Annotated in this window: 24 protein-coding genes; 10 read left to right on the forward strand and 14 right to left on the reverse strand. The window is 66.5% G+C overall.

Annotated elements, in window-relative coordinates:
• Window positions 1-55: 55 nt before the first annotated feature.
• Both NGR01S_RS32890 and NGR01S_RS31090 read left to right on the forward strand, forming a co-directional pair.
• Window positions 56-178 (forward strand): hypothetical protein, encoded by a 123-nt coding sequence (locus NGR01S_RS32890; RefSeq protein ID WP_281179783.1) that lies wholly within the window; start codon window positions 56-58, stop codon window positions 176-178.
• A 651-nt stretch (window positions 179-829) separates the two neighbouring features.
• On the forward strand, window positions 830-1186 hold the full coding sequence (locus NGR01S_RS31090) for a hypothetical protein (RefSeq protein WP_157107365.1): 357 nt from the start codon (window positions 830-832) through the stop codon (window positions 1184-1186).
• 39 nt (window positions 1187-1225) lie between these two features.
• Here NGR01S_RS31090 and NGR01S_RS21160 read toward each other — a convergent pair whose 3' ends face one another.
• Together NGR01S_RS21160 and NGR01S_RS21165 are read right to left on the reverse strand one after the other, a co-directional pair.
• Window positions 1226-2500: a VWA domain-containing protein gene (locus NGR01S_RS21160; RefSeq protein WP_245664698.1), complete on the reverse strand. Its 1275-nt coding sequence runs from the start codon at window positions 2498-2500 to the stop codon at window positions 1226-1228.
• Between the two features lie 143 nt (window positions 2501-2643).
• Complete coding sequence (locus NGR01S_RS21165) at window positions 2644-2835, reverse strand: hypothetical protein (protein WP_063039506.1); 192 nt, start codon at window positions 2833-2835, stop codon at window positions 2644-2646.
• Window positions 2836-2924: 89 nt separating this feature from the next.
• Here NGR01S_RS21165 and NGR01S_RS31095 point away from each other — a divergent pair, with 89 nt between their 5' ends.
• Together NGR01S_RS31095 and NGR01S_RS21170 are read left to right on the forward strand one after the other, a co-directional pair.
• A complete protein-coding gene (locus NGR01S_RS31095) occupies window positions 2925-3083 on the forward strand; it encodes a hypothetical protein (RefSeq protein ID WP_157107366.1) in 159 nt (52 codons plus the stop codon).
• A 629-nt stretch (window positions 3084-3712) separates the two neighbouring features.
• A complete protein-coding gene (locus NGR01S_RS21170) occupies window positions 3713-3955 on the forward strand; it encodes a hypothetical protein (protein WP_063039508.1) in 243 nt (80 codons plus the stop codon).
• Window positions 3956-4203: 248 nt separating this feature from the next.
• Here NGR01S_RS21170 and NGR01S_RS21175 read toward each other — a convergent pair whose 3' ends face one another.
• A complete protein-coding gene (locus NGR01S_RS21175; RefSeq protein WP_063039510.1) occupies window positions 4204-5139 on the reverse strand; it encodes an AraC family transcriptional regulator in 936 nt (311 codons plus the stop codon).
• A gap of 461 nt (window positions 5140-5600) precedes the next feature.
• Here NGR01S_RS21175 and NGR01S_RS31100 point away from each other — a divergent pair, with 461 nt between their 5' ends.
• Window positions 5601-6359 (forward strand): MerR family transcriptional regulator, encoded by a 759-nt coding sequence (locus tag NGR01S_RS31100; RefSeq protein ID WP_063039512.1) that lies wholly within the window; start codon window positions 5601-5603, stop codon window positions 6357-6359.
• Window positions 6332-7423, forward strand: coding sequence for an alpha/beta fold hydrolase (locus NGR01S_RS21185; protein ID WP_245664699.1), 1092 nt, complete (start codon window positions 6332-6334; stop codon window positions 7421-7423). Before NGR01S_RS31100 ends, NGR01S_RS21185 begins: the two co-directional genes overlap by 28 nt.
• A gap of 118 nt (window positions 7424-7541) precedes the next feature.
• On the opposite strand, the gene NGR01S_RS21190 is transcribed toward NGR01S_RS21185, so the two are convergent.
• Entirely contained in the window at window positions 7542-8468 is a 927-nt protein-coding gene (locus NGR01S_RS21190) for a DUF5996 family protein (RefSeq protein ID WP_063039514.1), read from the reverse strand.
• Between the two features lie 52 nt (window positions 8469-8520).
• Window positions 8521-8961, reverse strand: a complete 441-nt coding sequence (locus NGR01S_RS21195) for a DUF2267 domain-containing protein (RefSeq protein ID WP_063039516.1) — start codon at window positions 8959-8961, stop codon at window positions 8521-8523.
• A 232-nt stretch (window positions 8962-9193) separates the two neighbouring features.
• Here NGR01S_RS21195 and NGR01S_RS32640 point away from each other — a divergent pair, with 232 nt between their 5' ends.
• Entirely contained in the window at window positions 9194-9727 is a 534-nt protein-coding gene (locus tag NGR01S_RS32640; protein WP_245664700.1) for a hypothetical protein, read from the forward strand.
• Here the strand turns inward: NGR01S_RS32640 and NGR01S_RS21205 are convergent.
• Window positions 9669-10622: a LysR family transcriptional regulator gene (locus NGR01S_RS21205; RefSeq protein WP_084481544.1), complete on the reverse strand. Its 954-nt coding sequence runs from the start codon at window positions 10620-10622 to the stop codon at window positions 9669-9671. The genes NGR01S_RS32640 and NGR01S_RS21205 overlap by 59 nt on opposite strands.
• Before the next feature lie 91 nt (window positions 10623-10713).
• Between NGR01S_RS21205 and NGR01S_RS21210 the strand changes: the two genes are divergently transcribed.
• Window positions 10714-11976, forward strand: coding sequence for an MFS transporter (locus NGR01S_RS21210; RefSeq protein ID WP_084481545.1), 1263 nt, complete (start codon window positions 10714-10716; stop codon window positions 11974-11976).
• Window positions 11977-12028: 52 nt separating this feature from the next.
• Here NGR01S_RS21210 and NGR01S_RS21215 read toward each other — a convergent pair whose 3' ends face one another.
• Both NGR01S_RS21215 and NGR01S_RS21220 read right to left on the reverse strand, forming a co-directional pair.
• A complete protein-coding gene (locus NGR01S_RS21215) occupies window positions 12029-12655 on the reverse strand; it encodes a LysE family translocator (protein ID WP_063039518.1) in 627 nt (208 codons plus the stop codon).
• A 94-nt stretch (window positions 12656-12749) separates the two neighbouring features.
• Complete coding sequence (locus NGR01S_RS21220) at window positions 12750-13562, reverse strand: helix-turn-helix transcriptional regulator (protein WP_218020807.1); 813 nt, start codon at window positions 13560-13562, stop codon at window positions 12750-12752.
• A gap of 163 nt (window positions 13563-13725) precedes the next feature.
• Between NGR01S_RS21220 and NGR01S_RS21225 the strand changes: the two genes are divergently transcribed.
• The gene (locus tag NGR01S_RS21225; RefSeq protein WP_063039522.1) at window positions 13726-14973 is read left to right on the forward strand and encodes a cytochrome P450 family protein; all 1248 of its coding nucleotides are present in this window, start codon (window positions 13726-13728) and stop codon (window positions 14971-14973) included.
• A gap of 69 nt (window positions 14974-15042) precedes the next feature.
• On the opposite strand, the gene NGR01S_RS21230 is transcribed toward NGR01S_RS21225, so the two are convergent.
• The 6 genes from NGR01S_RS21230 to NGR01S_RS21250 all read right to left on the reverse strand — a co-directional run bounded on the left by NGR01S_RS21230 (window position 15043) and on the right by NGR01S_RS21250 (window position 21976).
• On the reverse strand, window positions 15043-16686 hold the full coding sequence (locus NGR01S_RS21230; protein WP_063039524.1) for a flavin-containing monooxygenase: 1644 nt from the start codon (window positions 16684-16686) through the stop codon (window positions 15043-15045).
• A gap of 292 nt (window positions 16687-16978) precedes the next feature.
• A complete protein-coding gene (locus tag NGR01S_RS31105; protein ID WP_157107367.1) occupies window positions 16979-17140 on the reverse strand; it encodes a hypothetical protein in 162 nt (53 codons plus the stop codon).
• Between the two features lie 37 nt (window positions 17141-17177).
• Window positions 17178-18629: an amidase gene (locus tag NGR01S_RS21235; RefSeq protein WP_063039526.1), complete on the reverse strand. Its 1452-nt coding sequence runs from the start codon at window positions 18627-18629 to the stop codon at window positions 17178-17180.
• 428 nt (window positions 18630-19057) lie between these two features.
• Entirely contained in the window at window positions 19058-19930 is an 873-nt protein-coding gene (yczE, locus tag NGR01S_RS21240) for a membrane protein YczE (protein WP_174551729.1), read from the reverse strand.
• 877 nt (window positions 19931-20807) lie between these two features.
• A complete protein-coding gene (locus NGR01S_RS21245) occupies window positions 20808-21173 on the reverse strand; it encodes a VOC family protein (protein ID WP_063039528.1) in 366 nt (121 codons plus the stop codon).
• Window positions 21174-21202: 29 nt separating this feature from the next.
• Window positions 21203-21976 carry an oxidoreductase gene (locus NGR01S_RS21250; RefSeq protein WP_063039530.1) on the reverse strand — a complete coding sequence of 258 codons (774 nt, stop codon included), beginning with the start codon at window positions 21974-21976 and terminating at the stop codon, window positions 21203-21205.
• Window positions 21977-22057: 81 nt separating this feature from the next.
• On the opposite strand from NGR01S_RS21250, the gene NGR01S_RS21255 reads away from it, so the two are divergent.
• Window positions 22058-22651, forward strand: coding sequence for a TetR/AcrR family transcriptional regulator (locus tag NGR01S_RS21255; protein WP_063039532.1), 594 nt, complete (start codon window positions 22058-22060; stop codon window positions 22649-22651).
• Window positions 22652-22701 lie beyond the last annotated feature (50 nt).

The raw sequence follows: 22701 nt of genomic DNA on the forward strand, positions 1-22701 counted from the left end.
TTTTCTGACGTATGGTCGAAGTCGGTCGGATGGAACTTCGGAAAAGGGAGCGACAGTGGCTGATAAATCGCGCGGGAAATCGTTGAAGAAACCTTCGTCGACCCTCGGGCAGCGCCGGGCAGCGAAGCGTGAGCAGCAGGAGCAGTCGAGGGTTGTCGTACGAAAGAAGAAGCGCTGAAGTAGTTCCCATCTCTTTTGGCTCGGGCGAGCAACCCGGTAAGGGATGAGATCCGGACTGGTGACCCGGTGGGGTCGTCCTCGGTCCAATGGTGACGCGAGACGGTTGTTCTTGCCGTGATCGTCGCATTCGATTCTTTTCGGATAATTATTTTCACCGAACGGACGTGTAACGGTTCACGGCGATGAACCGTGCGATTTTTATATCTCAGGGAGTAATTTATGAACGCACCGGGAATCGCGGACCGAAGAAACGACTGCGGATCGAAGTTCAGCACCGCGGAGATCAAGTCCCGCATCGAGGCGATGTTCGACGTCCGGGCAACTCGCGCACGCACAGACAGGTACGACAGCCGTGATCGCGACGAAAAGGAACCCTAGGAGCCGGGCGTATGCGCGGCCGCGGCGCAGCGTGTTGCGCCCGGCCCCGGACCGCAAGACCGGCCGCTCGCCGCTCGGCGTCGCCCCGGCCCCTCTGGTGGGTGCGATCTTCGCGGAGTTACACCGCGGTGGGATCCCGGCGAGTCCTACCGGCGCATCGCCTGTTTCGCGGTCGTGGCCGGGCGACCGGGCCTCGGCGCCCGCGCGACCGACCGTCGCCGGAATCCGGACCGGCTCGGCGGCGAGCGTCGTCGTCATTATCGATCGGTCGATGGTGAATCGTCTGTTCGGTGCGTCCGACAGCGGTCGAGTGGGCTTCCGGCCGTTTCTTCGGGCGGCGAAGATGCGGTCCTGGGAGAACGAGTTGTGCGAGAAGACGACCGTGACGGCGACCGCCCTCGCCGCCCGGCGCCTCCTCATCGTGTGTGATGCCGGGCAGGTCTCCCCGGCCGAGCGCACGCGCGCGATCCGGTGGGTCCGCGAGGTGGCGCACCGGATCGGCTATGAATGCGCGATCAACGGCCTGCCCGACCTCGGCACCTCATACCTCATCGTGGTCGCCGGTACCGAGGTCGGCGACGCGGCACGGTCGGTCGTCGATTGGTATCGGAGCGGGGAAGTGCGATGACCTCGGACCGGCGGATCCGGGGCGCGATCCGACCGCCGGTCACGCGGCGCCGCTGTAAATGCCGGCGGCTTCCGCCGCGCTCAGCCAGTCGGGGAACTCGCCGAGCAGCCGGTTGTAGAGGTCGGCATCGGTCACCGTGTCGATATCGTCGACAGAGAAGAAGCCGGCATTGTCGACCCGGCGCCCGGTCATCGTGTCCAGGGTGTGTAGGAGTCCATAGTCGGCGTGGCCGAGTCCGATGAACTGCCAGAAGGCGGGCAGCGCGGAAGCTTCCCGCATGAGCGCGGTGATCTTCGCCTTCTCCCGGAATCCGCCGTCGGTGAAGAACAGGACCAATGTCGGTTGCCGATGGCGATTCAACGAGGCGATGATCTCGCGCATCACGGGCAGTTCGTTGTTGGAGCCGCCGATCTCCGCATAGTCGATACCGCCGTGGCGGCCGCGCAGATGCAGGTATTCGGCCGACCACGCATCGGTGCGGTCCACCGTGATATCGGGCAGTCTGGCGTAATCGGCGGCATAGAGGTAGGGCTCGATGCGGCCGTCGTCGTCGAGTTGTATGGCGATCGGGATCATGCGTTCGACGACCCGCCGGACCGTGCCGGCGCTGTAGAGACGCCGCATGCTGCCCGTCTTGTCGAGGACCAGGACCACCCGGGCGCGAACGCCGCAGGCTCCCTTGCCGACGAGTACTTTGGCGACCTCACGCTTACGCAGGTCGAGTTTCGCCCGCTTCTCCAGCGATAACGACTCTTCCCCAGGGGCCGTACGAATCTCGGTGGCGGGCAGCGGTGCGGTCTGTGTGGGACCCGGGTGTTCGCCTCCCACATCGATTCCGTGATCGGTCGCCGATTCCGCGAGGCCGCCCGCATACCCCTGGCCGACGGCCCGGATCTTCCAGCCACCCGAACGGCGGTAGAACTCGACGGCCACGACAGCCTTCTCCCTGCCGAGATCCGCGATCCGGTACTCGTAGAGACAGGTTCCGGCGCTGTCGGTCACGGTGGCGGTCGGGGCGGGCAGCTCGCCGAACACGGTGTCGAGCGCGACCACCACCCGGATCTGCGCGATATCCGCCGGAACCGCCGGCAACGACACCCGCAGTTCGCTCGGCCGTCCGTCGGGGCCGGGCCGCAAATGAACCCCTGGGCCCTCGGGCTGGTTGTAGAACACGAAATCGGCATCCGAACGCACCACCCCCTGCTCGGTAACCAGTATCGCGGCCAGATCCGCCGCCGCGGCGACCTCGACCGAGACCAGCAACTCGGTACGGGCGAGCGGTCCGTTCTGTCCTCTGGTCAGCTGCGTGATCACCCTCTGTATCCCTCCGCCGAAGTTGTGGTGTCCGGGGACCATCGTCGCGACGACCCGATCTGTTGCCGGTCGCGGCCCACTCCGCAACCGTTGCCGTCCGCCGATCGGGCGCGCTGCCGCAGCCCGATCGGCGGCGTGATCCACTACGGGTGCAGGACGATCTTTCCCACCTGCTCCCGGCGCGCGAGTTGCCACCGGTCGTCCTCGCGGAGCAGCGGCAGTCCCGCGGTCACGCGATTGCTCAGCCGGTCGGGCTTGCCCAGCTGGCCGAGCAGTTCCGGAACCCGGGTGCGCGGGCGGGCATCCTGGCCACATTCCTGGTCGTGACCGGGCATTTCGTGGCCTATACCTTCATCGGGCCGGTGCTGCGGCAGCTGTCCGGAATCGCGCGGAGTTCATCGGCCCGCTGTTGCTGGGATTCGGCGTGGCGGGCATCACCGGAAGCTTCTTCGTGGGCGCTTTCACCGGACGCGCCGCGCGTCGCACCGTGCTCGGCATCGCCGCGGGACTGCCCGTGCTGATTTCGCTCTACCCATTACTCGGTCATGGCCCGATCGGCGGGGTGTTGTTGCTGATCGCATGAGGCCTGGTCTCCGGCGGAGTGCCGGTGAGCCTGCAATGCGGCGACACATGTCGCCGATACAGCATCCTGGTCGTTCGGGCCGAGGTCAGGATTCACCGATGAAGAGTGTCGACCACGTCGACCACACCCCGCGTCACCAACGTCACGACCCGCAACAACCGGCCATTCGATAGTTTGCGCGTTTCCGTGCGCGGCATGCGCGGATCAGGTCGAACGAGCACAGGTGCGCTCATAACGTCGGAACAGTCTACCGGGATCGACCACGAAAGGACCACACCATGCCAGTGAGCATCCCACCGAGGTCGGCAACAACTTGTAGATGAAACCGAATGCGGCCCGCGGCGCACAATGGGGTGCGGCCGAATCGAGCAATGGCGCTCGGCTGGGACCGCGATCGCACGCACAGACCGATAGTTGCCCACTTACCACCTACGTCGAATCGACGAAACCACCGCACGCCGAGTCGATGGCAAACAGGTGCGCACCTGCTGCCCAACCCTCACCGACCCGAGACCGCCTCTCATCGGCGGCCGACCCGAAACCGGATACTTCCGATGACTGCTCTCTTACCTCTTGCCTACGGATACTTGCGCGACGATTTACTCCATACCCGAGAATCAAGCGAAACTATGCTGCGGGACGCCGCCCGGTCCCTCGGATACGAGCTGGCCACCGTTTTCCACGAGCCGGCACCACAGAGCGCGACACTGCCCCCGGTGTTCATCGATCTCGTCAAGGAATGCCGGCGAGCCGAAGCGCGTATGGTGCTGACGCTGTGCGGACACCTATCAGGTATGGCGGTGTGCCGAATGGTCCTTCTATCGGTCCTCGACGTCCGAGGCAATGTCGAAGTACAAGAACTCGAGCCCTGAAGCCATCCGCCGGATGGGGGTGACCTCATCCGGGTGGGTGGGCTCGAGGTCCCAACCGTCACCAGCTACGCCGAGGACGTTCTTTCCGCGACGCGAGAAATACCGGAAAGCCGGCTGCGGCCGTTTCGAAGTGCCCTCCTCGGTGCATGGCCGTATGACATGTCCTCGAGGCCTGGACGCTGTCCTGAAGTGATGCTACTGCGGCGCTGGGAATGGTCACCACGCTTGCGCACAGCCTGTGGGGCGTCTTATTGAATGCGAGCTTCCTGCGGAGTGAGCCCATATCGGGCTTTGAAAGCGGCGCCGAAGGCGCTGAGGGACCGGAAACCGCTGGCATAGGCGATCTCGGCCACGGTGCGGTCTACGGAAGCTCCGCGCAGAAGCTGGCGCGCACGGTCGAGCCGCTCGATACGGATCAGCTCGCTCGGCGTCGTACCCGTGCCTTGTAGTGCCAGTTGGACCTGTCGCAGTGACCAGCCCAAGTTGTGCGCGATCACGTTCGGGGTGAGTTCGGGCTCCGCGGCGTGCCGGCGGACGTAGTCACGGACTGCGGTGTCCACTGTCCCCAAGGTGGTGAGCGAGCCCTCCGGGGGACGCAGACACAGCTTGACCAAATCGACGATTACGTCACATGCCGTCGCGAAGCCGAGCCCATCCATTGCCGCGCGCTGCTGGCCGAGTTCGCTGATCATGCCCGCGACCACCGATCCCAGGCCAGTTCTCAGGTCGATGACCGCAGGGCCGTCGCCGATGTCGAAGGGCAATCCGCCCGTGGGAATGTTCATAACCCAAGCTTGGGTGTTCTGCGGTTGACCGAAATCTGCCGGGCGTGTTTTCGTGAACAGTGCGGCCTGTCCCGGAAAGACCTGCACGGCGTTATCCTCCTGTCGGAGGTTGAGTACACCTGTAGTGGGAATGGACAGCCGCAGGCTCGCATCGTCGTCGCGCCGGATATCTTTTGGTGTTCGCGAGTAGATGATGCCGTCGGAACAGACGTCGATCAGCAGGTAGCCCGCGTAGCCCTGCATGGCCATGCTGCCACGGAATGTCGATGCGTCGGCGAAACGAAAGCGCACAGTGCCCTGGTTACGACAGACTCGTTCGGCCCAGAAGTCGGCCGACTCGTCCGCCGCGACCGCGGCGGTGTCGGCTCGTCCAACGAGGTAGGGCTCAGACAGTGTCATGCGGACCCTCCAGCCGCCATACCAGTTCCCGTGCATATCTGCGCGAACCACGTCCGACGTGCTTCAGCGCAGTCATAAAATCAAAAGCCACACTATTTGCAACGATAACAACAAAGAAGAACTCTGCCCGCACCGTGCGGAAATTTGTTCCGAAACGACAGCACGAGTTCGGCAGAGCAGAACAGCCGACGTCCGGACGTCGGCTGTCGCGCCATGATCACGGACGCTCGAACCAGAGGACACTGGCTGGAGGCAGCCGCCAGAGGACACTGGCTGGAGGCAGCCGAACGACGTGCCGCCGGGGCCTCCGTGCCCAAACCGGCACCGGGCATGCTGGACCCCATGGCACCGAGCCGAGCGTTTCCGCCCCATGGCCCTTGTTCAGCATGGGATACGGCGCGCAGGCGGCTCATCGGCCGGATGTTGCAGGTGACGTGACGTCATATGTCAGGCTCGCCGGCATGCCTGGTCGGGATGCAGCGGAATGGATCACCGTGGGTGAAGCCGCGCGGCGGTGCGAGACCACGGTGCGCACGCTGCAGTACTACGACCGGATCGGGCTGCTGGTCGCGGAGCGGGACGAGAGCGGACGGCGGCGCTACGGCCCCGAGCAGCTGGATCGGCTTCGCCGGATCCAGTTGCTGACCAGTGCGGGGTTGCGGCTCGACGAGGCCGACGCGGCGCTCGACCGGCAGGCCGGCCGGCCGCTGGTCGAGACCTACAGCGAACAGGTCCGGCTGCTCGAGATCGCGGAGCTGCGGTTGCGGTGTCAGCGGATCGTGCTGGCCGCGGTGACGGGAATCCTACGGGAACATCCGGATGCGCGGGTGCCGGCCGGAGTCGTGGCCGCCACCATGAGCCTCGACCGCACCCTGCTGCGCCACCCCGGTGTGGAAAACCCGGACGCGCGTGCACCGGTCGGCCTCGATATCGATGTGGAGCGGGTGATCACCACCTACTTCAGATGGAAGGCGCACGCGGTCCAGGCGTTGCTGCTGGTGGAAAACGAGGTGCCGGCCGATTCGCGCTCGGGTCGTCGCCTGGGCCGGGAATGGCAGGCGACCACGGAGTACGCGCTCCGGGATCAGCCCGCCGGGACCGGCGAACTGTACCGCGCGGTGGAACGCTCCGAGCACAACTGGCCACCGGAAGACCGTGTCCTGCATCAGAGAACGAAGGATTTTCTCGACCGATGTCTACTCGCCGCACAGCAGAAATGACCGCCGACCTGCCCGAGGGGCGTGCCGAGGAATTGGGCCGAGGTGCGGAACCCGTCTTCGGAGCAGCCCGCGGGACCGGAGCCCGGCGGGCCGGCCGGCCGCGGTCGCGGTTCCGCCGACTACGCCCGGTCGTCGCCGTTCTCGTCGCCGCGGCGACGCTCGCCTGGCTCATCCTGCGGGACACCTCGCCGGTGGGCCATTTCGACTCGGCCGCCGACAAGACCCGCTATCTGGAGGCGTACCACGAGGCGATGCGGGAGATGCCCGATCCGGAGCGCGTGCTGGACGTACGGACGAGCTACGGGATCGTGCGGGTGTACCGATACGCCGGTCCGGACGGGGCCGATGAGCGGGAACCGTTCCTACTGCTTCCCGGCACCCGTTCGGGCGCACCGGTATTCGCCGACAATATGCCCGGCCTGCTCGCGCAGCGTGCGGTGTACGCGCTGGACCTGCTGGGTGAACCCGGAATGAGCGTGCAGGACCGTCCGATCGAAACCCACGCCGATCAGGCCCGCTGGCTGCACGAAGTCCTGCTCGAGCTGCCCGAACCGGCATTCCACCTGCTCGGACTCTCGATCGGCGGCTGGAGCGCGGCCAACCTCGCCGTCCACGAACCCGAGAAGGTCGCGAGTCTGATCCTGGTCGAGCCGGTGCAGACCTTCGCCGGCCTCTCCGCGGAGTTGCTGGTGCGATCGCTGCCGGCGAGCGTGAGCTGGTTCCCGAAATCGTGGCGGGACGATCTCAGCAGCTGGAGCGCCGGTGGCGCACCGGTCGAGGACGTTCCGGTCGCCCGGATGATCGAGGCCGGAATGTCCTCGTACACAATGAAACTACCGACGCCGAAGCTGATCGGTCCGGAGTGGCTGCGCGCCTTGGAGATGCCGGTCCTGGCGATTATCGCCGGCAACTCGCCGATGCACGACAGTGGTGCGGTCGCCCGGGTCGCCCGGGAGAGCCTGCGGCACGGCACCGTGAAGGTCTATCCCGGCGCGTCTCACGCGATCAACGGCGAACACCCGCAACGGATCGCCACCGATATCGAAGAATTCCTCGCCGGGTAGGCGCACCTCCGCATCGGCGGGGCCGGTGTGGCCTGCGGGTCCCTCCCCGCGGCGGCGATATCGTTCCTCAGCTGTCGGCAGGCGCATCCGCTCGTCCGGCCCCGGATGGCCGGTGCCGTCACCGCATCCGGGGCGCGATCGCGTCCAGGTGTGCTCGGTCCCAGTCGGCGGCATCGGCGGCGGCACCGTAGGTGGATCGCAGGAACTCCAACAGGGTCGCCTCGGGCTCGTCGGCGGTGCGCACGGCCTCGTAGGGAAGCAGGAACTCGTGGACGGATGCGTCGTAGTAGCCGGCCTCCGGCCGGATCCGGGTGTCCGCGTACCCATCGGGCTCGGGATAGGCGTAGGCGCAGAAACTGCCCTCGGCCGAGCCGCCCGGCCAGAAGCCGCTACTGGCCAACTCATGTGAGTAGCCCTCGACCATGACCCAGTCGGCGCAGTTCGGGGCGCCGCCCGGATGCGGCGGGGCGGTACGCCCGGAGAAGCGGGTATAGGCCAGATCCATAGCACCCCAGAAGAAGTGCACGGGGCTGGCCTTGCCGACGAATTCCCCGCGGAACCGGTTCAGGACGCGGTCGGCGGCCATCAGCTGGCGCCAGAAGGCGTTGGCATGGTCCCGGTCGTAGGCGGCATGCGTGGTGTCCTCGGCGAACGGGATCGCCTGTTCCACTTCGACCGGTCTGGCCAGGATCGGGATGTCGATACCCAATGCGTGCAGGGCGGCCATCACTTCTTCGTAGAACGCGGCCACGGTTTGCGGCTCCAGATTGACCCGGTGCCGCGCGCCGGTGCCGGACCGGATGTGCAGCTGGTGATCGATGAAGTCGAATTCGATATCGAATGTGCCGCGCTCGTAGGGGATCGCCGAGGTGGTCAAACCGCGTGCGGAGAGATACAGGGTCACCTGCCACCAGTGGTTGACCATCGGGGCGCGGGCCAAACGGAGCTTGCCGACGATCTGCATCCACATGTGCAGTGTGTCGCGGGTGTCGGCCCAGTCGTCGACCCGCAGGACCGGCCAGATTTCGTTCGATGTGGTGCGCATATCCGTCCCTTCGGCTCGGTGCACCCGGGGATTCGGGGCGGGCGGCGGCGCGTCAGGCTTCGGCCATCACCCCCTTACCGCGCAGCACGGTGCCGAGGCGATCCGGGAACACGGCGAAGACGTGATCCAGCTGGCCGGGCGACATCATCCGGTCCAGCGCCGAGGTGACGCAACCGGCGGTGAACGCGACATCGCCCGCCGGGATCCCGGCGCGCTCGGAGAATTCATCGACGAACTCCGCTACGCCGTGGCCGCCCGGTACCCGGCTGGGCACCCAGCCCTCGTACCAGATGCCGCGCAGGTAATCGGGTAGCTGGGCCGTGAGGTGGGCGGAGTTGGGCACACCTATCCGGTCCCGGACGGTATGCATCCATGCGCGCAGTGCTCGCAGCGCGAATGTGAGGTCTTCGGTTCCCAGAGCGTCGGCGACGGCACGCAACCAGGCGTGTGCGGTGTGCATGCCGGCGGCAAGGGGGTCATTGTGATGCGTCATTGGTGCACCTGCCTTCCGGGTGGCCGGTCCGATGCGCGGTTCGACACCATAATTCTACGGCGTTACCAGCGGGAACAGCAGACTCGATTCCTTTCTCCGCGGCCGTCTCGGGGCAGCACCGCGCCCTGCCTTCCAGACGACCGGGGTCCGCGAGCCGTTCGTACACCGGGCGCGACCCGCCCGTCACGGCACGAAACGTAATGGATACGAGGTGATGCACGATCATCTATGCATGACGATCGCACGCAAAGTGGCCACGACAGCAGCTACCGGACTCGTCGGCGCGGCGATGGCCGTGGTATCACCGGGGGTTGCCACCGCCGCGGATCCCTGCCAGCTCGGGTGGTCGAATGTCGGGCCCCGGTCATGCGCCACGAATGAGGTCCGGACGGCTCCGGCATGGACGGTGGGCAACGGTATCTGCGTCGGCATGCTGAGTGCCGCCGGAGTCGCCTACGACGGCCCCCTGGCGCAGTACCACACCTTCCCGGGCACCAGCCATTCCATAGAACTGCGGCTCACGCAGGGTTTCTCCCCACTGGGCAATTGGGCACCGACCGTCCTGGCCTGCGATGTCACGGCGATCGTGGACTGGCATAACCTCGACACCGGCCGGAGCGGCTCGGTGAGCCAATTCGTCCCCGCCGGCTACACGAGCTCCCGGCCGTTCTACCTGCACGTGGACTCGGGCCCGGGCCGGGTCGCGCTCACCGTGCGTACCGACCGTCCGAGCGTTCCGGCGACGGCCGAGGTATTCGTTCCCTGACCGCGGCAGCGGGGCGTCCGCCCAGCAGTGCCGCCAGTTTTGTCAATTGCGCGGGGCGCTGGGCGGAACGCCAGATCAACGCCATTCTCGACTCCTCGTCGAATCCGGTGACGCGCACATAGCGCAGGTCGGCGCGCTGGTTGCGCTCGGCCACCGGGCGGCAGGTCAGCATCGCGTATCGACCGGTCGCGGCCAGCGTCATCCCCTCCTGGAGGGTCGTCGCACGGACCGTACCGGCGATCTGCTTCCCGAGCGGTGTGAAGCGGGGGAAATGCACATCCCGCCAATATCGTGGTGCCGGCCCGTCCACCGAGACGAGGTCCGCTTCCGCCAGCGCTTCGGCATCGATACGCTCCCGCCGTGCCAGCGGATGGCCGTGGCTCACGGCCAGCATTCGCGGCGCCGGCGGGAACGCGAACCCGACCGCGAGTCCCGGCTCGCGGACCGGGAGCAACGCGATGGCGGCATCGATATCACCGGCCAGCAGTGCGCCGAACGGGTCGCCGAGCGGCAGTTCCCGCAGCGATAGTGCTACGTCCGGGTTCTCCTGGGTGAATCGGGTCAGGGTCCAGGTGATCGTCTCGTAGGCGAGACCCTGGAAACCGATCCGGATCGGCGCGGCCTGCCCGGCCTCCCGCCGCGCGCCGTCGACCAGTTCGACCAGCCGGGCGTACGCGGGACGCACCTGATCGACGAAGTCCGCGCCGCGATCGGTGAGCGTCACCCGGCGGCTGGTGCGTTCCACGAGCTGCGTCCCTATCTTGCGTTCCAGGGCGGCGACGAGCTGGCTGACCCGGCTCTGCGACACCCGTAGCCGCTGTGCTGTCCGGCCGAAGTGCAGTTCCTCGGCCAGTACCAGCAGACATTCCAGCTCACGGACGGGAAGGTCCGGCATCCCGCTCCCTCCGGCGATCGATGAGTTCAGCTGATCGAACAATGAGCTGATCACTGTTGTTCCGGTGCAGCGGGCATCCTTGACTGGATGCATGTCCACTGTGCGTGAATTACCGGCACCCGCAGCCGAATCCGGCGGCCGTTGGCCGGCGATCGCTGTCCTCGCCCTGTCCACATTTCTCGTCGTCACCTCGGAGATGCTTCCGGTCGGCGTGTTGACGCCGATGTCCGAAGGGCTGGGCGTCACGCCGGGGACGGCCGGATTCAGCCTGGCCGTCACCGGGGTCGTGGCCGCTTTGGCCGCGCCTTTTGTCTCTCGGCTGATCGGCGGCGCGGATCGGCGCCACGTCCTGGTGGCGGCCGCGCTCGTGCTCGCCGCCGGAAACCTGATCACCGCGGTCGCCCAGGGTTTCGCTGTGCTCGCCCTCGGCCGCGTGGTCGTCGGGTTCGCCATGGCGACGGTGTGGGCGCTCGCGGCGGCGCTCGCGACCCGGCTGGTCGACGCCTCTCGCGCGGGGCCGGCGGTGTCGACGGTCGTCAGCGGCGTCGCGGTGGCGTCCGTTCTGGGGGTGCCGTTCGGCACCTTTCTCGGCGATATCGCGGGGTGGCGCAGCGCGTTCGGCTCACTTGCCCTGGCCGCCCTCCTGCTCGCCGCGGCGCTTGCCGCGCTCCTGCCGGCGCTGCCACCGCAGCAGGACGCCGGAGCGGACGGTCATTCCGGTTCGCTGCTGGCCGTTCCCGCGGTGCGCCGCGGACTTATCGCGGTAACTCTCCTGGTCACCGCCCATTTCGCCGCCTACACCTACGTGCGGCCCGCATTGGAGGAATTGTCCGGCATCCACGGTGCCGGTGTCTCGCTGCTGCTCCTCCTCTACGGGCTCTGCGGGATCGCCGCGAACTTCGCCGCCGGGGCTGCCGCCATGCGCCGCGTCCGGTTCACTGTGCTCGTCCTGGCGATCGGCATCACCGCCGCCCTGCTGGCGCTGCCGCTGGTGGGTACGTCCCCGATCAGCGCCGCCGTGGTGCTGGTGCTGTGGGGATTCTCTTACGGGGGTGTATCGGTCTGCAGCCAGATCTGGGCAGTCCAGGCCGCGCCCGAACGGCGCGAAGCCGTCACCGGTCTGTTCGTCGGCGCATTCACCGGCAGCATTGCCCTGGGGTCCTTCCTCGGCGGAGTGATCCTCGACGGCGTCGGATTGTCCGTGCTGCTCTGGGTATCGGCGGGCGTGGCGGCCGCGGCCGCCCTGGCCACGGCGCCCGGCGGGGGCGTGGACCGGTCTGCAGTCCGCCGACCGGAACAGCTCCCGGCCGACAGACCGGATCGGCCGGGCGGATACCGCGAACAAGGCTTCTAGTCGATATGGCTACTCGCCGACTGCCCGGACGCCGTCCGCGCCTACATGATGCTCAGTGCAACGTCGCCATCAGGAGAATACCGAGACCCAGCACGATCAGCGCCACGCCGGATGCGCGTTCGAGCCTCGGGAGCGCTCGAACGAATCTGGCCAGGACGACGCGATTGCCGATGAGGACAGCAACGACCAGGTCCCAGACCAGTACGACAGCGCACATCCACATGCCGTATGCGACGAGCTCTCCGGTGCTCGTGCCGACGGTGAGAACGGCGGCGAGACCGGCGTAGAAGAGAGCGTTCTTCGGGTTGAGCGCAGCCGAGGCGAACCTCGTCGCGGCAAGTTTCCACCAGTTCGCAGCGTTTCCGGCGGTTTCGGCGGCAGGCCTCAGCTCGATCGAGGTGGCGCCGGCCGAGCCCAGGAAGCGTATGCCGAGGTAGATGAGGAATCCGGCACCCGCGATCTGGACAGCGGTGAACGCGATGGTGTCCGGCCGTAGGATCGACAGGCCCGTGAACGCTGTCGCGACGAAGACGGCGTTGGCGGCCGCAATGCCCGCACACGCTCCTGTCGCGCGACGCCATCCGGTGGTCATCGACGAGTGCGCGATGAGGAAGAAATCGGGGCCCGGGGACAGCAGGGCAAGGAAATGAGCACCGGCCACGGCAGCGAATTGATTCATTCTTCCTCTGTGCTCGACGGGTACGGACCGGGTCACTGTGCCGTCGTCGCCGCGGAAGTGTCTTGAACGAAATTGCGGGGCCGGTGTGTTCCTTTCAGCGGCTGGCGCCGGCCCGGTACTCGCCGGGTGTGACCCCGGTGCGCGATTTGAAGATCCGGTGGAAGTGGCTCTGGTCGGCGAAGCCGAGGTCGTTGGAAACCTCGGCCAGGCCGCAGCCCGCGCGGAGCCGGGAACGTGCTCTGATGACGCGCTCATTGAGCTGCCAGGCAATGGGGGGCAGCCCGGTGACATCCCGGAACCGACGAACCAACTGGAACCGGCTCAGCCCTGTGTCCGGGACCAGATCACCGAGGGCGACCTGCATGTTCGAGGCGCGAAGGTGCTCGAGGATCGGGGCGACGATGGCCAGGTCCGAATCGCCGACTCCGGTCCCCGCGATGATATGAGCGGGTGCGGTCAGTACCTCGTCGAGAACAGTGACGAGCAGTTCTTCCTTCTCGCGCGGGTCGATGTCGGAGAACAGCACCTCGTTGAGGTGGCAGAAGGCAGCGTATCGTCCGGGCTCGTCGATGATGCGTACCGGCGGTGCGGTCCGGACGGCCCCCATACCGAGTTCGGGGAGCGATTCGGCGAGCCACGCCTCGTCCACATGGAGCATCTGGTAGCTCCACCGGCCTTCGACGGGGTTACAGGCATGGACTCGGTGGGCGGGAATCACCACGAGTTTCTTCGCCGTGAGTTGCACGGGACCGCCGGGTGCGCCGGTGAACACACTGCGCCCTTCGTCGACCGCGCCGATCGACACCGCATCGTGGGAGTGCGGCTTGTAGCACGACACGGCGCGGCAGGCGCGCCTGCTCTCGAGAAAGGGGAGCGCATCGCTACGCCAGAACTCTGCCTGCACCACAGGAGCAAGCCTAGAACTGCGCCGATGCTTCCGCGCACGCCAAAGATATTGAACTATAACGGTTCCCGGTAGTATCCGCCGGCATGCCCACACTACGAATGCCATCCCATCCCGCAGCGGGCCGGAAGGGACACCACCCGGCACCGGTCGGGGGAGTCACGCGTTGAGCGATACAGATCCGGGTTCGCAGGGGGGATCCCTGATCGCGCACGGGTCCCCGGTACCGGCCGTCTCACATGTGCGGCTGGACACCCCCTCGTTCGCGGCCGATCCGCACCGCGTGTACGCGGATATGCGCCGGCACGGCCCGCTGGTGCCGATCGAGCTCTCTCCGGGTGTGCCGGCGACGCTCGTGATCGGTTATCAGGTGGCCATGCGGATCCTCAACGACGAGGCCCATTTCCCCGCCGACCCGCGCCGATGGGAGAAGAACGCCCCCGCGGACTCCCCGATGCTGCCGATGCTGGGCTACCGCCAGAACGCGCTGCGAACCGCCGGTCTGGAACACGAGCGTTACCGGCGCACCATCATCGCGGCGTTGGACACCGTGGATATGCACAGGGTGCACGGTGCGGTGGCGCGGGCCGCCGACGCGCTGATCAACGACTTCTGCGAACGCGGTACCGCCGACCTGCGAACGGATTACGCGTATCCGTTGACCTTCCGGGTTCTCAGTGAACTGATGGGATTTCCCGAGGACGCCGCGGCCGAGGCCTACCACGGTATGGCGGCCATGCTGGAGGGGGTCGGTGCCGAGGAGGGGCAGCAACGCTTCGTCCAGGCTCTGATCGGCGTTGTCGAGCAGAAACGGGCCGCGCCGGGTGACGATCTGACCTCGGAGCTGTTGAAGCACCCGGACGGGCTCGATGCCATGGAGATGGTGAATCAGGCCGCGCTCCTGTTCTCGATGGGTACGGAACCTACCTGCAATCTCATCCTCAACGCGCTGCTGCTGTTGATGACCGACGAGCAGTACGGGGGCGAGGTCCTCAGCGGCGCCATGGCCACCCGGGACGCTATCGACGCGGTGCTGTTCGAGGATCCGCCGCTGGCGAATTGGTGTGTGAGCTACCCCAGACAACCGCAACTCGTCGGCGATGTGTGGCTGCCGGCCGATCAGCCGGTGGTGATCAGCTTGGCCGCGTGCAACAACGATCCCAGCGTCGCGGGCGGTGACCGCAGGGGTAACCGATCGCACCTCGCATGGGGAGGCGGCCCGCACGGTTGCCCGGCCCAGACCCTCGCCCAGACCATCGCCGCGCAGGGCATCGACCTGCTGCTCGATGCCTTGCCGGATATCCGCCCGAAAGTGCCTGCGCAGCAATTACCCTGGCGGCAGGGCCAGTTCCACCGCGCAATGGCATCGCTACCGGTCGAATTTCCGGCGTGCCCGCCGATGCGTCTCGTCTGAGCGGGGACTACGTCGGACACCACACGGCGGCGGGCGCGTGCGGCACCCGCCACCGGCAGTACCTCTCGGTCACCGCGTCAGCGTGAACCCGGCGTAGTCGTCGGCGGCGACCTGGTCGCACTTTTCCCGGAATGCGCCCACGCCGCCGATGTAGGCGTACATCACTCTCGGTTTACCGGGCACATTCGATCCCACGTACCAGGAGTCCACCTTCGGATACAGCGTCATATCGCCGGCTTCGCCGACGTGCCGCGTCCATTCCCGCTCCGCGTCGGTCCGGGCCTCCATAGTCGTGACGCCCTTGGCGCGCATTACCTCGATCGCGTCCGCTACCCAGTCGACGTGCTGTTCGATGGACACCGTCATGTTCGACAGGACCGCCGGGCTACCCGGGCCCGTGATCGTGAAGAGGTTCGGAAAGCCCGCCACGGCGAGACCGAGGTAGGTCAGGGGCCCGTCGGCCCACTTCTCCCGCAGCGACGCGCCACCCCGGCCGCGGATATCGACCGCGTCCAGCGCACCGGTCATCGCGTCGTATCCGGTGGCGTAGATGATGTCGTCGAATTCGAAACTTTCCTGCGTCGTCTCGAGCCCGGCCTCGGTGATCTCTTCGAGCGGGGTCGCGGAGACGTCCACGAGCCGGACATTGGGACGGTTGAAGGTCTCGTAGTAGTCCGTGCCGAGGACCGGGCGTTTGACACCGAACAGGCCGGAGGGCTGAAGTAGCCGGGCGACAGCCGGATCCGTCACGACCTCGGCGATGCGGTCGCGGATGAACTGGGCGGCGGTCTCGTTGGCGGCTTCGTCGACGAGGGTGTCCGTGAAACCGGTCAGCATGCTGACCAGTTCACTGTTCTTGTCCTCCCATACCGCCCGGTAGAAAGCATTTCGCTCGTCTTCGCTCACCTCGAGCGCCCCTTTGGTGGCTTCGGGCCGCGCGATGCCGAACGACGATTTCCGGTTGGCCTCGCGCACCTCGCGATAACGAGACTTGATATCGCGCTGGAATTCTGGATCGATCGCGTGATTGCCGGCGGGCAGGACATAGTTCGCGGTCCGCTGGAACACGGTGAGCTGCTCGGCCGTTTCGGCGACGAGCGGAATGACCTGCACCCCGGAGGAACCGGTGCCGATCACCGCGACCCGCCGACCGCTGAAATCGACCTCCTGGTCGGGCCAGTTGCCGGTGTGGAAACTGCGACCCCGGAACGTCTCGATGCCCGGGACCTCCACCATCTTCGGCGCCGACAGGCAGCCTGTCGCCATGATCGCGAACCGTGCCGAGACGACCTCGCCTCGATCGGTCGTGATCCGCCACCGCGCGGCGGCTTCGTCGTACACCGCGGCGGTGACCCGGGTCCGCAACTGCACATCCTTACGCAGGTCGAAACGATCCGCGACATGGTTGATGTAGCGGAGCAATTCCGGCTGCGGCGGCAACTTCTCCGTCCACTCCCACTCCTGCTCGAGCTCCGCGTCGAAGGAGTAGTTGTAGTACATGCTCTTCACATCGACCCGCGCACCCGGATAACGGTTCCAGTACCACGTGCCGCCGAGTCCGGCCCCTGCCTCGTACACCTGCACCGAGAGCCCGAGTTCCCGCAACTTGTACAGCGTGTACAGGCCGGCGAATCCGGCGCCGACGACGACTGCGTCGATCTCGCGGGCCCCCTGCCCGGTCGAGGATCTGGAATGCTCCGAGGTCGTTGTCATCGTGGGACCTGCCTTTCCATCGGTCGCCGTGGGAGGGACACAGCGATTCGGTTCGACTCCGTGGCGAGCCGGCAGTCGCCTGGTCGAGGAAAGAGCTGGGCGTGGTGTGGTGGTCGGATGTGGTAGACGGTGACACCGCGGAAGTTCCTGCCCCCTCCCTCATATCGCGACAACTCGGCCGATGTCATGAGCTCATCGGTGCGCGAACGAGACTCGCCGAGCGTCAGTATTGCAGACCGGTACAGGTTGCAGTTGGCGGAACAGCGTTGCACGCGTTGATGTTTGCGCGATTCTACCCACTCCGGTGGCCGAACCCGACGGGGCCGACGACGACCGACTCGTCGGACCGGCCGTCCGGACAGCCGGGCTCGACGGCCTTGTCGCCGGCGGTGGTGCGGGCCTGCCGGTCGATGTCGTCGGCCGTGCTCCGGGCAACCCGCTTGTCGTTCGTCATCCGTACCTCGTCCTCGGCGGCACCCGGGTAGTACGCCCTACTGCGGCGCCTGGAAACCGCCGATCTGCTGCTCGAGCAGTTCGGCCAACCGCAGCGGGGTGCGGTCCTCGAACCTCGGACCGACGAGTTGTACTCCCACCGGTAGTCCCTCGGGGGACCGCCCCGTAGGTATCGCGGTGGCGGGCAGCCCGGGCATGGTGGCCACGCCGGCCCAGACGAGCTGGTCGAAGTACGGGTACTCGACGCCGTCGATGTCGATGTGCCGGTCCTCCAAACCTCCGCTGTGGTCGTGTGCGAAGGCGGGCGTGGGTGTGATGGGGCACACCACGGCGTCGTACTCGGCGAAGAGCTGCCGCCAGCCGTGGCGGTGGAGTTCGCGACGGTTGTTCGCCTCGACCCAGTCGCGGTGGCTCAGCACCATGCCGCGCAGCCGCGCCGCGTCGAGACTCCGGTCGTCCGCGCTCAGGGCCGCGGCCTGGGTCCGCAGCTGTGCGTACACGTCGCCGGGGAGACTCGCGGCGGCGTTCGACAGCATCAGCAGCATGTAGAGCGTCGCCGCCTCGGTGAGATCGGGCAGCAGCGGACTGTGCCGCTCGACGCGGGCGCCCGCGTCGGCGAGCGCCTCGGCGACCCGGTTCACGCCCGCCCGCACCGCCGACCCGGTCGGGATGAGCGGATGATCCTCGATGATCAGGACACGGAAGTCCGACAGCCGCTCGTGGCGCGCGGGTGGCAGTGCGACGTCGTAGGCGAGGCCGTAAGTCAGCGGGTCCGGTCCGGTCATCACGTCGAGCAGCAGCGTGAGGTCGCGGGCGGTGCGGGCCATCGGGCCCACGACGGCGAGGTCGAGGTCGATCGGCAGGGCAGGCCCGGGCGGCGCGACCATGCCGCGGGTCGGCGCCGGCCCCGGCGTCGGCTTGTGCGCGTAGATGCCACAGAAATGCGCGGGGGTGCGCAGCGAACCGGCGAGGTCGGAGCCGATGGACAGCGCGCCGAACCCGGCCGCCAGGGCCGCCGCCGAACCGCCGGACGACCCACCCGATGTGCGGCCGTGATCCCACGGATTGTTGGTGGTGCCGTAGATCTCGTTGAAACTCTGGATATCTCGCAGTGCCAACGGCACATTGGTCTTACCGAGCAGTACCGCACCGGCCGCCTTCAACCGCGACACCTGCAGCGCGTCCTCGGCCGGTACGTAGTTGGCGTGCTGCGGCATACCCCAGGTCGTGGGCAGCCCGGCCATATCGTAGGACTCCTTGACCGTCACCGGAATGCCGAGCAGCGGCCGATCCTCGCCGCGGGCGCGTGCCTGGTCGGCAGCGCGTGCGGCGGCCCGCGCACGATCGAAATCCGGTACACAGATCGCGTTGATCGCCTCGTCGTCCCGCTCGATCCCGGTGATCGCTTCCTCGGTCAGTTCCACCGATTTCACATCACCGGACCGCAGGGCGGCCGCGAGTTCTTCCGCCGAATGAAAGCTCCAATTCATGAAAAGCGACGCTATTGGTATGCCGAAGAGGGCATAGAATGCCGCTTCGCACAATGGAAAGTCGAGTGAATCAAGTGCACAGGTGATATCAGCCGCTCGTTCTGCCGACGAGGACGTCCTACCCCAGGTCGCGGCGTCGGCAGGGGGCAACTACTTTGTCGCGGGGCATAAGAACGCCCCGTCGTGCAATGGGATAGATGTCTCGATGCTCATCTGGCCGAGCGCGCCACATGCGTTGTGCGCCGGAGTCGGCGACCGAGCGGTTCGGCACAATGCTGTAGCCGCGTCGGGTGTCCACCGGACCGTGTCGGGGAATACCTTCACGGGATCGGCCAGGCGCGCGCCGACCCCTGTGAATCTGGATGCCCGTCGCCTACGTGATGACCGCACGACCGTGACGGCAGTCACGATCACGCGGATTCGGTGTACTAGACGAGAGGTAGCGCCGCCGGCGATGTCGTGGCGATCGAGGCCGACTCGACCCGGCCGCCTCCGGTTGTCGCGAGCACCGCCGCGGTCGTCTTCCCGACCTCACGGCAAGCGAGGTTCATCACCGGTGACACCCGTGGGTGATGCCGGCGGTGCTGTATGCCGCTGCTCGCGGTGCGGGCTGCCTTCACTCGCCGTTTCTCGTCTTGAAAACTGTTGTCGCGGGCCAGCCGAACTGTGGTCCATCGTGAGAACAACTGCACCAGCGGCCCCATCGTGATCGCGATCAACAATGTGCCGACTCCGATCACTCCACCCATCAGAAAACCAAGAGCAACGACGACTAGTTCAATAACGGTACGCACGATCCAGATGGGTTTACCTGTTGCTCGAACAAGGCCGGTCATGAGACCGTCGCGGGGGCCGGCGCCGAACTGGGCTCCAAGGTAGAGCGCGCAACAGAAGGACAGCGCTACCAGGCCGAGTACGTAGTACAGCAACTGCTGTCGGAAGGAATCGGCATCGGGTATCAATCCGGCTGTCGCGTCGGCGGCAAAGCCTACGAGAAAGACATTCAAAAATGTCCCAGGACCCGGCTTCTCCTTCAATGGAATCCAGCAGAGCAGCACAATGACGGCAATTATATTGGTGACCCAACCGAACGTGATGCCGGTGTGAAGCGAAATACCTTCCGCGAGAACATTCCAGCTCGCTGCCCCCAGTGAAGATTTCACCAGAAACTCTGTTGCTACTCCGAATCCGATCACGCCGACGAAGAGTAGTGAAAGTCTCAGGATTCTTTTCTCGGCTCGCAGTTGCTCCATGGCCGCCATCCGCTTTGCGGTAAGATCGTACGGCTTTCCTGATTTCATTGTGGGAACCATCTGTAATCCCTTTGTTCTACGCATTCGCGAATCGATTTGTCTTCGGCTCACTACCGGATTTTCGGCGCTGGGTTTTCGAGGACCGCTTCATCGATCCGGTGATCTCGTGCGTATTTCCGAGACTTCCGCGCCGCGCTCGCCGGCGTGTTTGTCACACTCGGCCGCTGAATCCGTTGAGTGTCAGTGGATCTCACGCAAGGGCAGATCGCGTTCGCCGGTGAGTGCGGTCGTTTGCACCGGAGCCGAAATCCAGAGCCGTCGAGACCGCGGGAAACCTCGATGGCAATAGAGCGCGGCGTCGAGTTTCGCGTCTCGGTGTCGTGCGCGTCGACCCGGCCGTGCGTCCACCCAGTGCTCGCCGGACCGGCGCGTCGGCTCATGATGTCCTCTTCCCTGTCTGTCGACCGAGCGATGTTCAACCTGTCCAAGCCACGACATTACGTCATTGGGCACCGTGCCGTCATCTAACGGTACATTGATCATGTGGCTCAGGGGCCTGGTGATGGTCAGGGGAAATGCCTGCTAGAGCGCGCTTCTGTCGCATGCGGCGGCGCGTGCTGGTGATCTTGCTCATAAGTATTGAGCCGATGTGCGGTGCCATGTGTCGCGATCGCGCGTATCGAGCGGCCGCAACGCCGTGCGCGTTCGCTGTCCTTCGAGCGCAGTGCCGGGCGGCCTACCGCGTCGCCGTGCGCGGCAGGCGACAGGTCGGCGACGACCACCTCCGGCTTCGATCCGGTTCTGCTGGAGTACGCGGCGGCGAGTCACTCATCCGATTCGGTGAGGTCCAGCACTCCGCCGGCGTGCGCCTGCTGGATGAGCGTTGTCGCGTTGTGTCGCCGGCGCGCACCGCCGGGAGAAGCGGTCAGGTCGAGCGGAGGCAGAAAGGATGTCCGGCGGGGCTGGCATAAACGCCGGAGCCCTGCCGGGTGCCGGCGGCATCATCCGTCGGCCGCAATCGGCGTCCGCCCGCGTCCAGCACTCGCCGGTCGGCGGCCCCGAGGTCGTCCGTGGCGAGGTCGAAGTGCATCTGCTGCGAGACTCCGTCGGGCCACTGCGGCGGCCGGTGGCCGGGAGCGTATTGGATCACGACCGTGGGGAATCGGTCGCTCTGCAGAAAGTGGTGCGTCGGGGTCTTCGTGACGGAGCCGCCGAGTAGCCGGTGCCAGAACGTGCTCTCGCGCTCCGGATCGGCGGCGTCGATGATCAGTGACGTCAGTCGGACGTTCATGATGGATCCTCGATTCTTGTTCGGTGTGTTCAGACCGTGGGGATGATGCCGCCGTCGACCCGGAACTGTGCGCCGGTGAGCCATTTGGCGCGACCGGAGGCGAGGAAGGCGATCATTTCCGCGACATCGTCGGGTTCGCCGGGGTGTCCCATGGGGACCCGTAGCTGGTTCACGATGTGTTTCTCGATGTCGTCGATGCCGACGTCGTGGCTGTTCGCGAGCTGCTGGAGATGTGCGGACGCGCCCTGGGTGAGGATGAAGCCCGGCAGCACGCACACCACGCGGACGCCGTGCCCTCCCACCGCCGTCGCCAGCTCGCGGCTGTAGGCGTTGAGCGCCGCCTTCGCCGCGGCATACGACGACTCGGCCGGCTGGGGGAGGTGGGCGGCGATAGACGAGATGTGCACCACGACGCCGGAGCCACGCTCGACCATTCCGGGCACCAGGGCGCGATCGAGACGGACCGCGCTGAGCAGGTTCATTTCCAGATCGGCGAGCCAGGACGCGTCGTTGCGCTCCAGGGTCGGCGCCGGCCCGCTCGCGGCTCCCGCATTGTTCACCAGAACATCGATGCCGCCGACGCTGTCGAGTACGCGCTGTCCGAGGTCGGCGACTCCCGCCTCCGAGCGCAGGTCGGCGCGGAGGAAGGTGGCCGGCGAGTCGTGCGGGGGTGGCGTTCGCGAGGCGGTCAGCACGGTGGCTCCGGCGGCGGCGAAACGCCGGACCGTCGCTTCGCCCAGGCCTCGGCTACCCCCGGTCACCAGCACACGCAGGCCGGCGAGCCCTTCGTCCTCGAGTGTCATGTACGTGCTCCTTCGGTAATATGAACCCGACTCCGGAAACGGTACACCTAAGCGGAGCCCGGCTCACCTTATGGAGGTCTCTTGCCGTCATCACGCCCGCTGCGCGCCGACGCCCGCCGCAACCGTGCCGCCCTGCTGGCCGCGGCACGCGAGGCGCTGCTCGCCGACGGCGATGCCTATGTGGAGGACATCGCTCGCCGGGCCGGCGTCTCCGTCGGCACCCTGTACCGCCATTTCGAGACACGCGAAGCGCTCGTCGCGCAGGTGTACCGCCAAGAGGTGGCCGAACTCTGCGCGACCCCCGCTCGTCTGCTCGAGACGCACGCGCCCGATGAAGCTCTGCGCACCTTCCTGCTGCTGCTCGTGGAACACGCGGCAGTGGGCAGAGGTATGGGTGAAGTGCTGGAGAGCATCATGGCCACCGATTCCCCGGTCTACGGCGACACCCGCGACGAGATGGCCCGCGCCCTGGACGAACTGCTCACGGCGGGCGCTGCCGCGGGTCTCCTGCGCGAGGGTGTCAGCGGACGTATCGTCCTGCGTGCGCTCGGTGGTATCTGCGGGTTGCGTACCAGCGGATGGAAGGAGGACGCGGTGCGTATCGCAACCATCTTGTACGACGGATTGCGTTATGGCACAACGGTTTCACGTCATACCGAACTATCGAATCCCTAGCCCGGTCGTCTCTCCTGGGATGGTCGGGCTGTCCCGCGGCGTGCGCCTGT

The organism is Nocardia grenadensis NBRC 108939, assembly GCF_001613445.1.
GTDB lineage: Bacteria > Actinomycetota > Actinomycetes > Mycobacteriales > Mycobacteriaceae > Nocardia > Nocardia grenadensis.